Source organism: bacterium (genome assembly GCA_040753555.1).
Taxonomy (GTDB): domain Bacteria; phylum UBA9089; class UBA9088; order UBA9088; family UBA9088; genus JBFLYE01.
On sequence record JBFMDZ010000035.1, the window covers coordinates 1 to 16,348 of the forward strand.

Sequence of the window (16,348 nt, forward strand, 5' to 3'; positions counted from 1 at the left end):
AATCTTTATTCTCATAACAAATAAATTATATTGTTTTGAATTTTCAATTTTAGTCATTTGAATTTGTTTTAAAATTTCGGATTTCGAATTTCGGATTTCATTTGTTCCATTAAAGCTAAACACATACCGAAAATTTAGTGTGGTTTCATCTTCTCTTGTGCCTTTTTCATTTCAAGGAGAAAATCAGATGCATTTCTAAAACCCAAACAATCATACCTTACGCCAGATGTTCCAAGAAAAACAATTGTTGGAAGGCCTAATATTCCATATTCTTTTACTATATTTCTATCCCTTGTGCAATCTAGCCTTACTGGAATAAAGTTTAAGGATTCCCTTATAACATCCTTATCCTTAAATGTTTCATTGTCTAATTTTTTGCACCATACACACCAATCTGCATAAAAATCAATCATAAGGGGAAGGTTTGTAAAAGACCCATTATTTTTTGCCTCCTCAAGAGAGCTATACCAATTTATCCCTGTTATTGTCCCTATTATATTTTTTGACCCTTGACCCTTGACTCCAGACTCCTGACTATTCATTTGCGTTGTAATTGTTCCCTTTTTTGCCTTTTTAACTTTACCCTCACAACACCCAATTACAAGAATAAGAAGAATAAGTAATATTTTATTCATCTAGTAGCCTTTTAATTTCATCTAACCTATCCCTTGATGCAATAAGGACATTTCCATTTGAATGTGCAATAACAAGGTTTAAGACTCCGATCGTTCTAATTATAGCATCTTTTGAATAGATAATGCAATCCTTTGTATCAATCCCTCTATAATCTCCAAATACAAGGTTGTTATTTTTATCTTTCTTATGAACCCTTAAAAGGGAGGAATATCCTCCAATGTCATCCCATTTAAAATCTGCCTTAATCATCCCAATGGTTGTAATATGTTCCATTATTCCATAGTCAATAGAGACCTTTGGAAGACATCTAAATCCCTCCATATCTTTCTCTCTTAAAACCTTAAAATGCTCGGGGAGGAATTCTTTAAATAGCCCTTGAATCCTCTTGTTTTTAAATATAAATATCCCTGAATTCCAAAAATAATTGCCATTTTCTATATAAATCTTTGCTGTTTCAAGATCTGGCTTCTCAACAAATCTAGCCACCTTGTAGATATTTTCTTTCAAGAGAATGTCTCTTTCAATATATCCATAGCCTGTCTCTGGTCTTTCTGGCTTTATCCCAAAGGTTAAGATAAAATCAGGGCTTTCTTTTAAAAATTCAATGCCATAAAGAATTCCCTTTTGAAAGCTTTTTTTGTCAGAGATATAATGGTCAGATGATAGAACAATTAAGGTTGCATCTTCAGGAAGAAAAAAGGATACAAGACCAATTGCAGCCGCTGTATCCCTTGGCTCTGGTTCAACAATATAGTTTTCATTGCTTGTCCAGGGAAATATAGATTTTGCAAGCCCTTTATGCTCTTTTGATAAGACAAACCTTATCCTTTCTTTCGGGAATACATCAATAACCCTCTCTAATGTCTCTTTTATCAAAGGTTTATCTGTTATCAAAGGAAGGAACGGCTTTGGTTTTTCTTTTGTAGAAAGAGGCCAAAGCCTCTTTCCAGGCCCTCCAACTAGAATGGCACAATATACATTTTGACTCCCGACCCTTGACTCTTGACTCTTGACCCTTTTATTATCTTCCATAGTCATCTTCAATCCTTACAATATCATCCTCTTCTATGTAATCTCCAAGGGCTATTTCAATAACAATAAGATCTTCTTCTCCTTTATTTTCAAGGCGATGGGGAGAAGATACAGGAATAAAAACATAATCTCCACTTTTAAGAATTATTTCTTTATCAGAAACCCTAACATTTGCACAACCAGAGGCAACAATCCAATACTCAGACCTTTTATAATGAAATTGAAGGCTTAATCTATGTCCAGGATATACCTTTATTTTCTTTACCTTATACCCCTTTCCAGAATCCAAGACATCATATCTTCCCCAGGGTTTTTCTTCAAATGTCATAAAAAAATTATATGTTCTTTTCCTTGACAAGTAAAGGAATAAAGAATAGAATTTTTTTAGTTTTAAAAATGGCTATCATTAAAAAATTACTTATTATCCCAATTTTAGGGCTTTCTTTTTATTTCAATTTTTCAGGGATAGATTGGGGTCTTCCTTCAAAAGAAAGATCACTTCTTGTCTTTGGAAGTATGAAGGAGATTGAAAAACTTACTCCTATCCTTATCAAAACAAGGGAAGATGTATATAAAGTCTACGATAAATGGAAAATCTACCAGCCATCAGACAATGAAGTATTTATTAACTCTATGCGTGGCTTTCTGCTTCAGACTGAAGAACCTGATTCTGCAAAAACCTATGGAGCAATAGCAAGGATAAATCCAGAAAAATTAGATTTCAATCCAAATTTCTTCACCTATGGTGGAGCCTATCTCTATTCAATTGGATTTCTTCTGTTCCTTGCTAAATCCTTTGGAATCCTTAATATCTCTGACCTTTCATCCTGTTTTCTTAATCCAGATGAGGTAGGAAAAATACATATTATTGGAAGGAGCCTTGGCGCTATTTCAAATATAGGCTCTACATATATTATTTACCTAATTGGTTCATCCTATTTTTCAACCACTATTGGATTACTATCAGCCCTTTTCTTTGCATTAAGTCCAACAATGATTCTTTTCTCTCACATTAGCAAACCACATATATTTGCAACCTTCCTTGGGATACTTGGCATATTCTTTGCCTTAAGAATTATAGAAAAACCTAAGGTAAAGAATTATTTTCTTGCATCATTCTTTATTGGTCTATCTATGGGAGCATCATTTGTTAATTTCTTGCTCCTTCCCCTTCCTTTAATTGCATGCTTTCTAAAAAAAATCTTTAAATTCAAACATCTGTTTTTACCTTTATTCTCAATATTCATTTTCTTCTCAACAAATCCTTATAGCATCCTTTCATTTGAAGAATTTTATAATAGAACTATAGTATTCCATGCCACAACAGGAGGTAATGAATTGGATTCTAAAATGCGAAAAGGAGGGTATGTGGTTCCAGAGATAGAAAAAGTTTCTTCATTTTTTAATGAGCTTACTGAAAACATTACCCCCTTTGCTATTCCCCTTTTTCTCTTAGGTCTCTATTGCTTCTTTAAATTTTCTTCCTTATTTAAAAAGCTTGTTTTTTTCTCTCTGTGCCTTCTTACCCCGGGTGTAATGTGCATTGGCTACCTTCGTATTGTTCTGCTTTTCCTTCCTATTTCTCTTCTAGTTCTTGCTTCTTCAATAGAACTTTTTTCTGGAAAGAAAGGAATTATTATAAAATTGCTCTTTTTATTAAACCTGGTTTTTCTTATCCATAATTCATTTCTTTTAAATCTTGATTTTAAGGGCAATAACTTTATTTCTGCAGGTAGATGGATAAACAAGAATATTCCTAAACAAAGCCTTATTCTTCTGGTTGATAAATATACACCTCCATGTTCCTGTCCTCCTTTTAGCCTTCCAAAATACAAATTAAAGAAAATAGGCGAGGATTTTGAAGATAAAGAGGGATACATTATAATTGTTGAAAGGGGAAATGTGTGGGAAAAAGAAGATGAAATAAAAAAGTCTTTTAAAAAACTAACCCTGGTTTTTAAAAGAAGCTCATATATATCTTCTGCTATATTTCTAAAAAGGAATATTGAATTTCCAAATCCAGGTATAAAGATTTATAGGTTTTCTTTATAGTATTTTTTCTTGACGAGCAAAGGAATAAAAAACTACAATTTGTAATTTACAATTAAAATTTTTTAAGAGGGTCCTTAGCTCATCCGGTAGAGTAGCGGCCTTTTAAGCCGTGGGCGGTTGGTTCGAGTCCAACAGGACCCAAGGTAAAATAAAAATCTTTTTATTTTTTATTTTTCTTGCAAGCCTTGTTTTTTGTGAAGAAAAGGTTATAGAGATAGAGGATATAACATCAGAATATGGAGAGATTCTTTCTATAACAACAAAGGATAATAAGGTTTATTTAGAATGCGAAGGAGGTTCTGTTTTAATAAAAGATAATGAAAGCAAAAATCTACATCCTTCTTTAGAACTAGAAAATAAGACCTATATTAAGGAGGATAATTGTCCAACAATCCAGGAGGTTCAGGAAATGGCAATAAGGTATGCAAATGTTAGCCCAAGCCTTATAAAGAATTGGATGAAAAAGGCAAAATACAAGGCATTGTTTCCAGAATTTTCAATAAACTATTCAAAAAATGTTACAAGCTATGCAAGCACAGGGTTCATTACAGGACCTAATAATTGGGGGCTTTCCTTTACATGGGATTTTGGCAAGCTTCTTTATACAGATGATATGGAAGGAATTGATACCCGTTCAAGGCTTATGACAGGGTTAAGGAATGAGATTATCCAAGATGTTACAAGGCTTTATTTTGAAAGAAAAGGGCTTTTTGCAGACAGTGAAAAAAATAAATTAAAAATAGAAGAGCTTTCTGCTTTACTTGATGGATATACAGGAGGCTATTTTACAAAATCTCTTGACAAAAAATAAGGCTAAAGGATAAACTAATTTAAATTTTTATAATGAGAAAATTATTATTCCTAGGAATTTTTGCTGGCTGTATTTTGCTTTCCCTATCTGGATATGGCGCTCAAAATTTTGTTCCCCAAGAGGTATTAGTCAAAGTAAAGCCAAAAAGGGCAATTTCGGTAATTCCTTCTTTGGGTAAATCCTTTCGCATTCTTTCTTATAAGAGAGCCTTTGAAAAGATTGAGGATGAAAGGTTTGCCTCGGTGTATAAGCTAAAGTTTCCCAAGGATGTTGATATCTTTAAGGTAATTGAGGCTTATAAGAAAGACCTAAATGTTGAATATGCAGAGCCAAACTATATTGTAAAGGCTTTATTTACTCCCAATGACCCTTATTTTGGCATGCAATGGGGGCTTGATAAGATTAAGGCGAATAATGGATGGGATATAACAATGGGCACAACGGGCGTTATTATTGCGATTATTGATACAGGCATTGACCTTGACCACCCTGATTTATATTCAACAAGCACCCCATTTTCTGTTGCTGACCCAAAGATAATCAAAGGTTATGATTATGTGAATAATGATCTTGAGCCTGATGATGATAATGGTCATGGTTCACATGTGGCGGGAATTGCCTCTGCTCTTACTAATAATGAAATAGGTGGGGCAGGCGTGGCAGGAGACTGTAAGGTATTAGCAATCAAGGTGCTTAATAAAGATGGATATGGCGAAGTGGCAGATGTAGCCTATGCTATCTTAGAGGCATCAAGACATCCAGGGATAAAGGTGATAAATCTTAGCCTGGGAGGTTCGGATTTCTCTCAAGTAGCGGAAGATGCCTGTGATGAGGCAAGAAATAAGGGTATTCTTGTTGTAGCAGCGGCAGGGAATGAGAATAGCACCTCTAAGTCTTACCCAGCAGGTTATGATTCGGTAATGGCGGTTGCTGCAACAGACCTCGCTGATAAAAAAACAAGCTTTTCAAACTATGGGGATTGGGTTGATATATGTGCACCGGGTGAGCAGATTTTTTCCACCATTAATGAGGGAAAATATGCCAATTACGATGGAACATCAATGGCATCGCCTTTTGTGGCAGGCCTGGCCGGGCTTCTATTCTCTCACTTTCAAGGCTTCTCGGCTGAAAAAATAAGGGAGATTATTGAAAAAACCGCAGATAGCGTTACCCAATCAGGCTTGGGAGCAGGAAGGATAAATGTACAAAGGGCATTAGAACAAGGGGGGGCAAACTTTCCTCCCGAAATTATCTCTCTTTATGTTTCAGAAGAATATTTTTCTCCGGGAACCTCTACCGGTTCAAAGGATTTTATCACTCTTTATGTTGAATCTGATGAACTAGGCACATTCTCTGTCAAGGTTGATGGCCTTCTTCCCGATGGAAATCCGATTGGAAATCTTACCTATGATGTAAGTGCAGGGCTTTATAGAGGCGCATTTACCTGGAATGGGTCATATACAGATAGGGAAGCAGAAGAAGGGAGTCATATAATAGAAGTTACGGTATTTGATGAGTATGGAAGCTCTACATGGGATTCTATCTCTGTCGTTATTGACCGAATATGGCCTCTTTTAAGTTTAAATAATAATACAGGTGGTGATGTATTTTACCGAGATGAGGTTATCCAATTCACCTTAAAGACAAAGGATATAGATGTAGATGTAGAGGAAGGAAGGATTAGGCTGGTGCAGGACACCTTGACAAGGGAGGTTTCTGTTTTCTCTGTGGGAGAGGGTACATCTGAAGAGGGCAATATTTATCAAGGATATTATCCAGTAGCTCAAGCTGATGTGGGAAGCTTTACGGTATGCGCCTCTTTTATCGACAGAGCTGGAAATCCTCCCACCGAGAGCATCTTTGGAACCATAACCCTTGATGGAAGCAGGATAAGGCCAACCCAAAAGGCAAGGATTACAAGAATAGGCTTTATTCCAGAAAAGGAAAACAGACCCTCTTTGCAAGGCTATACTATTACAGGCTCAGAAACAGATACCCTGACCATAAAATGGGAAAACGAGGACTTAAGTGATGGTCAAAAGATAAAGGTGGTAGATTTTGAAAGAAAGCATATTTGGGTAGGAACATCTAGCAATAGAACTGTCAGCCTTAACAATGGCTTTCTTTATTACGGCACACCAATAAATGATTATACAAAGGTAAATCCAGGGACATCCTATGCTTTAAAGAAAACCTTAAAAGCAGGGGATGATATAGTTTTCTCTTTGGAGGGAGTTAAGATTGATAGCGAGTTTTCACTTGGGGCTTTAGAAAAATATCAAGGAAGTATTACAATTTCTCATTCCAGTATAGCTATTGGGAAATCAATCCTTATTTCTGATAATAAAACTATATGGATGGCAACAGCAACAAACAATGGCTTATTTACAATATCAAATCAAAATCTATATTCAGGTCCCTTTGTTTCTGATTATACAAACATCTCTCCCTCTTTTGGAGGTATGGTTTCTCCTGCTTGTGGCGGAGATAGTAAGATTGACATTGGCTCTGTTGTTAAGAGTATTCAGCTTTCAGATGATGCAATTGATGGGATTGGCATCTTATCAGGCGATATTTTTATCGGCGATGGGATATACTCTGGTGTATATACAATAAAGGAGGGAAATGATACGAATGATGCTCAAATTATTGGCAAATTTATCTTTAATAGGAAGTCAGCTGAGAATTCTCCCTACCAAGATGAAAGGCAGAAGATAACCATTGATGCAACAGCCCCAATTATTTCAAATAATAGCGTTTCCCCTATTCCCTTTAATCCATATTTGACTAACCTTTCCATTAAGTATAACCTTTCGGAGAAAGCCTATGTAAAGATAAGGATTTATGATTCAAGCAACAATCTTATAAGGATATTAGAATCCCCTGAGGCACAATTTGGAGAGAATGTAACCCTAAATTGGGATGGAAAGAATAGCGGAGGCTTTAGAGTTTCTGATGCACATTATACCTATTATATTGAGGCAGAGGATGAGGCAGGGAATAAGGCAATCACAAAAGAGGGCGAGATTGTTTTGACATCTATTGAGATAGCAATAGAAAACCTAAATGTTGCACCAAATCCATTTTGGCCAGATAAGGAAGTTCTTAATTCAGTTGATGCTGTTATAAGCTTTAGGGCTGTTCTTAAAAGCTCAAGGGGAGGAAATGTTACAGAAACCCAACTTAATAATCTTGGTTTTAATTTTAATTTTTATAGAGAAAACTATATCACAGAAGCGGGCTTTAAGTATTATAATTACCTTAATGCACCTTATGGTTTATTTGACCTTAAAATATATGACCAAAAAGGAGGGGTTCTTACTACTACCTTCTTTCCCGACTTGTCTAAGGATGATATAGACTGGGATCTTCATGGTTTGCCTTTCTATGCAGATGGAAGCCATTTCTATGATTATTCCCTTGGAAATCCAGCAGAACCTGATAAAGGTGATGGAAATGCAGGCAATGACTATGGAAACCTTGTTGCATTTGATAAAGACACAAATGGGAATTATTCTTTTAACTTTAACTATGGAGTAGTAGATTGGGATATTGCAGAGGGAACATATATCTTTAGAGTAGGAGCAAGCCTTGTAAGCATTATGTGGGAGCTTGTAAATGATTCAGGGGAGGCAGAGGAGAAGTGGCATGCATATCCCGATTACTTTCTCTATTCTAACCACTATAATCTCAAATCAGAAATTGTTGATAAGGAGGTATCTGTCCAGCCTCCTCCTCCACCTGTTCTTCCAGATACAGAACCCCCTGTTGTAGAGGTTACAAACCCTTCAGCAGGCCAGGTAATAGACTCTGGCTCAATAACTTTAGTTTGGGCAAGGCTAAAAGAAAAGCCAGATTCTGGGGCATCTGGAATAGACTTTGCAAGGAGCGAGATATTTTTGGTTGATAAAACAGGCCAGAAGGTTGCAGGACATCAAGAAAATGATGGAGTAGATATAATCAGATGGGTTCTTGACACTCCATTAGACAATTCAAGCCCTGGCTCATATACCATAAAGGTAAAGCCAGTTGATGTAAAGGGAAATGGATTGGCAGCAGATTATCAAGGATTTTCATTTATAATGAAGGATATAACCAAACCAGAAATTCATACGCCCTATCCAGCTGATGGAAGCATTGTAATTTCCCCATTCTCTGGTCCTATTGAGGTGTTTCTATCAGATATAGGAAAGGGTGAATCTGGAATAGATTGGGAGAATAGCTCTATTTCTTTAAAGAAGGGCTATACCACTATTTCTATTACCCAAGACCATTATGTAACGCCAAATACAAATAACAATGCAGGAAAGATAATGGGAAATCTTAGCGAGCCCCTGCTGGGTGATGGAAGCGATGATGGAACATATACAATCTTTGTAAAGGCTTATGATGGTGCGGGAAATGTTAATTCAACATCTTTTAGCTTCTATTTTAAAACTATATTTCCATTTATAATTAATCCAGAGCCTCCTAATGGAGATAGACTTATCGCACCATATTCAGGAGCTATTAGTGCAGAGATAATTGAGGAATATATCGCTGAGAGGGAAGATTTAAGGATAGATTGGGCAACATCAACCATTAGCCTTACTGGACCATATGGGAATGTAGAATTAACAAAAAGTTATGAACTTGGAACATCCCCCAATACAGGAAGGATTATAGGGAAGCCAAAATCCTCCCTTCCTGCTGGTGACTATACCTGGAGTGTTAAAGCCTATGATTATGCAGGTCATTCTATCTCTTCTATTTATACATTTAATGTTAGAATAGTTATGCCAACTATATACAATCCATATCCATCAGGGGATAAAAAAGCCCCATATTCTGGAACAATCTCGGTTGATGTTAAGGTAGTAGATAATGAAGACCCAGACTTAAATACAACAACCCTAACATTGTCATTAAAGAAGGGGGGAACAGACATACCAGCAACTGTAACATATTATGGAGACAATAGGCAGGGAAGGATAGTAGGAACAATAAGCTCTCCTTTGACAGAGGGGGGTGAATATACCATTGAGGCATATATAAAAGATACGGCTGGAAATACAGGTGCCCCTAATAAATTTTACTTCAATGTTTTTTGGCTTGGTCCTTCAATTGATGTGTTCACCATTTCAGCCGATACATTTTCTCCATATACCTCTATTGGTGAATGTGATACAATCACAGTATCATTTAGTGCAGATGAAGATGGAACCTACAGCATTACTGTGGATGGAAGGACCCTGGCAAACGCACAAGGGGCATACACAAAAGGCTCTCTTACATCTTATATCTGGAATGGCAAAGATGTAAATAACGGCACATTTACCGAAGGAACGCATAGCATTATGGTTTCTATAGTAAATTTTGGAGGGAAAACCGGAACAAAAACAGAGATAATCACCATTGACAGCACGCCAATAAATATCCTATCCCTTTTGGCAGATGATTATAGATTTTCGCCAGCAACATCAACAGGAGTTCAGGATACAACAAACATAAGCTTTTCTATTGATGGGGATGGAAGCTATAGCCTTACTATTGATGGAAGCCAAATCACATCAGGCTCTCTTAAAAAGGATGAAATTGGATTATGGACCTGGAATGGAGCAGGATTTGGAGAGGGCTCTCATACAATTGAGCTAAAAGCTAAAGATAGCGTAGCAAATGTATCTACAAGGACAATATCCATTTATATTGATAATACACCACCTGCAATAGAAAGCATTACAGAAAATACAGGTGGAAGGACATTCTATAAGGACGAGGAGGCTTCTTTTATCCTAAAGACTTATGAAACAGGTATAGTTGAAGCACAATGTATCCTCAATAGTATTGTTATTCCCCTTTTTAAACTTCAAGATAACCTTTGGAGTGGTTCGTATAAAATAAAAGAAAGTGATAAAGGAATATGGGAAATAAAAGGCAGTATAACAGATGAGGCAGGAAATCCTGGAACAAACAACGATACAATTATGGGAACAATAAGCGTTGATGGAACCAGGTTAAATCCCATTACAACATCAAGGATAGCAAGGCTTGGAATAATTCCAGAAAAGAAAGAGCAAAGGGAGTTGGGAAGTTTAACCATTACTGGCTCTAGCACAGATAGCTTAACAATGAAATGGTTGGACGAAAAGGGGCTAATAGAAGGTCAAAGTATGCAGATTGAATTAGATAGCTACATTTGGATTACAACCTTTAAAAACCAGGAAGCTATTATCTCTAATGCAGAATTATATTATGAAAATCCTATTGCAGACTATAGAAGCATTACACCCCAAAGATCATATTCTTTAAAGTCTGTTTTGAAAAAGGACGATAATCTTATAATCTCACTTACAGCTGTTAGGGTAGAAAATACAATTTCTCCTTTAATCTCAACAAAAACAAGTGTAAGCCTTACAATTACAAGCTCTGATATAAAAATAGGAAGGTTAATTCTTGTCTCTGATAATATACATACCTGGCTTTCTCAGGCAAACCAAGATGGCACATTTACAATTTCAAATCAAAATCTATATTCTGGTCCTTTTGTCTTTGATTATAATGCTATTTCAAGCATTATTGTAGAAGATGTTTTATGGGCAACTGGTGGCAATGGAGGTGCTGATATAGGAAGTTATCGTTGTGGCATACAGCTTGTTGACAATGGGCTTTCTTCATTTTTTGATAAATTCCCAGGCGATGGTATATACTCTGGTTTTTATCGGGTAAAAGAGAATGATAATATAAGCTCTGCTCCAATATATAGTCATTTTGTATATAATAATGAAAATGCAGAGAATGATGGATATACGGATAGCAGATTAAATATTTCTCTTGATGGCAGTAAGCCAGTTGTTTCAAATTTTAATACAGAACCGTCGCCATTTAATCCAGAGAAAGGGCATTTAGATATAGGGTATCATTTATCAGAGGAGGCATCTGTAAGGATAAATATCTATAATAGCAAAGGCGAAAATATAAGAACCATTATTCCATTTTCTCCTAAGATGGGAGAAAATACCTCTGATTTATGGGATGGAAGGGATAATATGGGAGATATGGTTTCTGAGGGTCTTTATTACTCTATAATTGATGCTTGTGATGCTGTTGGAAACTATTCAGACCCTATAAGCAAAGAGATAATTGTATCATACCTTAATATGAGAATAATTAGTTTAAATATATCTCCTCAGCCATTTCTGCCTTCACCTGATTCGCCAGAGTCTTCTCTTCTTATCAAATTTACAGTTATTCTGGATGGTTCAAATTATGCCAAACCAACAGACCTTCAGCTGAAAAATCTTGGCTTTGATCTTAGGGCATCTCCACAACATCTTAACTTTCCCTATGTATTTCTTAACTTGCAAATATTTGATAAGGATAATAAGCCTATAGTTTTGGAAAATTATCCAGATATGAGCCCAAATAAAGATATAGACCCCTGGTTAGGGAATGATGGTATGCCAAATTATGGTGGATATGACAAGGGTAGCTTAGCAGTAACGGCCGGTGATGGAAATACAGGAAATGATTATGGAAACCTTGTCCCATTCCTTAAGGATATAAATGGCAATTATTATTATAATTATGAATTTTCTATAAAAAATTGGAAGAATCCTGCTGGAAAATATACCTTCCAGGTAAGTGGAAACCTTGTTAGCATTCACTGGGAAGAGAATCTTCCTGATTCAAATAAATGGCATGCAAAGCCCTATGACTGGGGGCATTATGGACTTAATTTTCTCCCTGTTTCTTGTCAATTTGATGTTTCTAAAATACCAGAACCCCCTCTTCCTGATAATACCCCTCCTTCTGTATCAGCTACATACCCATCAGAGGGGTCTTCTCAAGCTATAAACACAGTTGGCTATGTATGGGTAAAAATGGAGGATAATGTAGGAGGCGTAGGTGTAAATTTTGATAAATCAACCATTGAGCTTTATGATAGCAAAAATCAAGAAATAATTGGAAGTAAGGTTTATGAGGGGCAAGACAAAATATGGCTATATCTTCCATCTACCCTTACTACCCCAGGTAACTATAGTATCAAAGGCACTGTTTATGATAAAAATGGAAATTTCACTCCTTATTCAATAAGATTTACTATAGCAGATACAATTCCTCCAATAATATCAGACCCTTGGCCATCTGGAAGTGTAATATCCCCATTTTCTGGTCCTATTACAGCTAATATATCAGAGCTAGGTTGTGGTGAATCTGGAATAAATGGGGCAAGTTCAACAATATCTCTAAAAAGGGATGGAGTAGATATTCCTTTAACAAGCTCTTATAAAGAAACAGGGTCTAATACAGGACAAATAATAGGAAATCTTATCTCTCCCTTAACCGAATCAGGCACATATACAATTATAGTAGTTGCCTATGATAATAAAGGAAATATGAGACAAGCAACATTTTACTTTAATATTCCAAAGGAGATAGAGGTGATATACAACGGCAATACATACCTTGACATCCCCTATGGAACAGAGATTATTCCTCCAAGTGGTAATAATATCCCTGTTGCCTCAAGTACGGTTTTTGTAAGCCTTTTGGCCGATACCCTTGACCATAAAGAATATAAACTAATTGGCTCAATAACCAAATTCTACTATGGCACACAGTCTAGCCCCCTCTATAAATGTAAATTTGCTAAGAATGTAACTTTAACCCTTCATTATAAGGATTATCATCTTCCATCTCCTCAATTCAATGAACAAAAATTATTTATCTGTGGAAGTGGAAGTTCCTGGACAAATCTTGGCGGAACACCTGATCCAGCAAATAATAAAATTAGCCTTATAATTTCAGCCTCTACAGAAATAAAGGATATATATGCAATTATGTATAATGAAGACGTTTCACCCATTATTCAGCATGGAACACCATCTGTTGTATATGTAAATGAACCAATAAATATTAAGGCAGTAATCTATGATGAAGGTGTTGGGCTTAACCTTGCAAAGATAGTTCTTTATTATCAACCCCTTGGTTTGCAAACCATAGGAACAAAAAACTATGAGAGCACATCAGGAACAAATACATTTATTTTCAATATCCCATCCCAAAATAAATGCACTTTAAATTATTGGATATTAGCATCTGATAACAATGGGAATGAAGGAAGTGCGACATATCAAGTAAATGTAGCAACAAAAGAGGAGGCAGAAATTGAAAAATCTGTTTACACCTCTCCAAACCCAGCAAAAGGCTCTACAAAATTCAATTTCTTTTTAGAAACAAAGGCAAATGTTAAGATTAAGCTCTATACCATCACAGGAGACCTTGTTTGGGATTATGAGGGAGATTTTTCAGATGGAGGAAAGAAAGAGGTTGGTTATTCTTGCACAAACAAGGATGGAAAGAAGCTAGGAACAGGTCTTTATATCTATAAGGTAACCATAGAATACCCAACAAAGACAGAGAGGGTAATAAAGAAGATGGTAATCATAAAGCAATAATAAAATGAACGAAGCATTAAGGTATTTAAATAACGCAAAGGGGATATTAAAAAAGGCTCCGATTGAAGACAACGATTATACGGATGTCAAGTATGTCCAGGAGGCTTGTGGCACAGCATATCTTGCCATTCTAAAGGCAATAGATGGCTATTTGCTAAACAAAGGGCTTTTAAAAAAGGAGCTTCCAAAATCATATGAGACTTATTCAGTGGCATTGAGAAAACATTTAGATATCCACAATGGAAAGCTTTTTAGGCAATTTGATCGTCTCTACCATGAACTTCATATTGCTGGCTATTACAGAGGAGATCTTTATAATGTAAATGTGGTTAAAGAGGTATTGAAATCCGCAAAGGCTTTTATAGAAAAGATTGAATAAGATGAAGAAAATTCTATTATTTTTGGTAATATTTCTCCCTTGTGTTATCTTTGCAAGGGGAGAAAATACAGGTGGGTTTGTGAATATTCCCCAAGGGGCAAGGCAAGTTGGGATGGCAGGTGCATTTGTTGGCATAGCAGATGATAGCTTTTGCCTTTATTACAATCCTGCTGGTATTTCTTCTCTTAAAACAAAGGAGATTTTGGGTGCTTACACAAAATGGTTTGCCGACATAGGCTTGGGTTTTTTTGGTTATGCTCAACCTATGTCAAAAAACAATGGTTTAGGTATTAGTCTTACTTCTATGAACACAAAGGGTGGAGATGAGGCAAGCGATAGTGGGAAGACAGGGAAGGAGCTCTCTGTTGAATGTATGGCTTTAGCATTCTCATATAGCCAAATGTTTTCTCAAATGGCATTAGGAGGAAGCATAAAATCAATACATCAGGATTATGCAGGGTATAGGGGAAGCAAGATTTGTTTAGACCTTGGGTCTTTGATATTCCTAAATCCAGATGTATCTTTAGGTCTCTCTTTAAACAACATTGGTTCTGATATGGAAATAGATAATGTCAAAAATAGCCTTCCATTTAATATTAAAGCAGGATTGGGATACAAAATGGCAGAGAATGTCCTTTTTGCCTTTGATGTAGAAAAACCAAATGACTCCTCTTTAATATTTAAGCTTGGCACAGAATATAAGTTCCTTCCAAACATTGATGTAAGGGGAGGGTATAATTCACTTTCTGGCTATTCTATTGGATTTGGAATAAGGTCAAGTGGAAGGGGGGTAATGAAAAATCTCCTTGGCCAGATTGACTATGCCTACCTTTATAACCCAGATTTAAACCATTCCCACAGGGTTTCCCTTCTTACAAGGTTTTAATTGATAGAAATAAAAAACCCTAAAGAGATGCAGGAAATGGCAGAAATCCTGCGTTCCAAAGGTTCAATTGGCTTTGTTCCAACAATGGGTGCTTTACATAATGGCCATCTTTCTTTAATAAAGGAGGCAAGGAGGGAAAATAACTATGTGATAATAAGCATATTTGTAAATCCATTGCAATTTGGGCTTAATGAAGACTATGAAAGATACCCAAGGACATATGAGAATGATTATAAGTTAGCAGAGAAAGAGGGGGTTGATTATATCTTTCATCCAGATGTAGAAGACCTATATCCAGAAAAGCAAGAAGCATTTGTAAAAATGCCTGATTATGAGGGTATTTTATGTGGAAAAAAAAGACCAACACACTTTCAGGGTGTTCTTACTGTTGTTGCAAAGCTCTTTAATATTGTAAAGCCAAACAGGGCATATTTTGGACAAAAGGATTATCAGCAGGCAATAATTATCAAAAAGATGAGCAAAGACCTTAACTTTGAGATAGAAATAAAAATTCTTCCAACAATAAGGGAAGGGGATGGTTTGGCAATGAGTTCAAGAAATGCCTATCTTTCAAAAGATGAAAGGAAAAAAGCACCAATTCTTTATCAATCTTTAATTAAAGGAGGTATGCTTCTTGAAAGCGGAAAGCCCATAAAAGATGTAATCTTTATAATGAAAGAAATGGTTGAAGGGGAGGGGTTTAATGTAGATTATATAGAGATACTAGACAAAGATACATTAAAAGAGGGAAAAACCCTAATTGCCATAGCTGCAAAAATAGGAACAACAAGGCTAATTGATAATATTTTCGTAATCTAATTCAGGTTTTTTAAGTAAATTACAGTTACAATCTAAGGATATAGCAAATTTTCTAACTAGATTGGATTTGGGCATTGGGATTTTTTGTCATAGGATTACCGAAAACCAATTGCTTTTTGGTATAGTTAAGACGCAGTCATGAATTACTTGAAATTGATTTTTAGTATAATTTAGTATATAATATTGAAAAATGTTTTAAAGGATGAGATTATGAAAAGATTTATAGAGGATTACCAAAAGGAATTTATAGAGCTACTTGGTTTAATAAGGGTTTCTGATAAAGAGGGAAATAGATT

General features: G+C 35.8%; 9 protein-coding genes and 1 tRNA gene. 7 read left to right on the forward strand and 3 right to left on the reverse strand.

Annotated elements, in window-relative coordinates; all coding sequences use genetic code 11:
• Nucleotides 1–134 precede the first annotated feature (134 nt).
• The 3 genes from AB1630_04645 to AB1630_04655 are packed head-to-tail and all read right to left on the reverse strand — an operon-like array spanning nucleotide 135 to nucleotide 1,996.
• Nucleotides 135–635: a thioredoxin fold domain-containing protein gene (locus AB1630_04645; GenBank protein MEW6103092.1), complete on the reverse strand. Its 501-nt coding sequence runs from the start codon at nucleotides 633–635 to the stop codon at nucleotides 135–137.
• On the reverse strand, nucleotides 628–1,668 hold the full coding sequence (locus AB1630_04650) for a sugar phosphate nucleotidyltransferase (GenBank protein MEW6103093.1): 1,041 nt from the start codon (nucleotides 1,666–1,668) through the stop codon (nucleotides 628–630). Before AB1630_04650 ends, AB1630_04645 begins: the two co-directional genes overlap by 8 nt.
• Nucleotides 1,658–1,996 (reverse strand): phosphomannose isomerase type II C-terminal cupin domain, encoded by a 339-nt coding sequence (locus AB1630_04655; GenBank protein MEW6103094.1) that lies wholly within the window; start codon nucleotides 1,994–1,996, stop codon nucleotides 1,658–1,660. Before AB1630_04655 ends, AB1630_04650 begins: the two co-directional genes overlap by 11 nt.
• Nucleotides 1,997–2,064: 68 nt before the next feature.
• Between AB1630_04655 and AB1630_04660 the strand changes: the two genes are divergently transcribed.
• From AB1630_04660 to panC, 7 genes are all read left to right on the forward strand, one after another.
• Nucleotides 2,065–3,720: a glycosyltransferase family 39 protein gene (locus tag AB1630_04660; GenBank protein MEW6103095.1), complete on the forward strand. Its 1,656-nt coding sequence runs from the start codon at nucleotides 2,065–2,067 to the stop codon at nucleotides 3,718–3,720.
• 68 nt (nucleotides 3,721–3,788) lie between these two features.
• Nucleotides 3,789–3,861: transfer RNA gene (locus AB1630_04665), tRNA-Lys, on the forward strand.
• Nucleotides 3,830–4,531, forward strand: a complete 702-nt coding sequence (locus AB1630_04670) for a hypothetical protein (protein MEW6103096.1) — start codon at nucleotides 3,830–3,832, stop codon at nucleotides 4,529–4,531. Before AB1630_04665 ends, AB1630_04670 begins: the two co-directional genes overlap by 32 nt.
• A 32-nt stretch (nucleotides 4,532–4,563) precedes the next feature.
• Nucleotides 4,564–13,968: a S8 family serine peptidase gene (locus AB1630_04675; protein ID MEW6103097.1), complete on the forward strand. Its 9,405-nt coding sequence runs from the start codon at nucleotides 4,564–4,566 to the stop codon at nucleotides 13,966–13,968.
• A 4-nt stretch (nucleotides 13,969–13,972) separates the two neighbouring features.
• Nucleotides 13,973–14,347, forward strand: coding sequence for a DUF5618 family protein (locus AB1630_04680; protein ID MEW6103098.1), 375 nt, complete (start codon nucleotides 13,973–13,975; stop codon nucleotides 14,345–14,347).
• 1 nt (nucleotide 14,348) lies between these two features.
• Nucleotides 14,349–15,233 (forward strand): PorV/PorQ family protein, encoded by an 885-nt coding sequence (locus AB1630_04685; protein MEW6103099.1) that lies wholly within the window; start codon nucleotides 14,349–14,351, stop codon nucleotides 15,231–15,233.
• Nucleotides 15,234–16,052: a pantoate--beta-alanine ligase gene (gene panC, locus AB1630_04690; GenBank protein ID MEW6103100.1), complete on the forward strand. Its 819-nt coding sequence runs from the start codon at nucleotides 15,234–15,236 to the stop codon at nucleotides 16,050–16,052.
• Nucleotides 16,053–16,348: the final 296 nt, after the last annotated feature.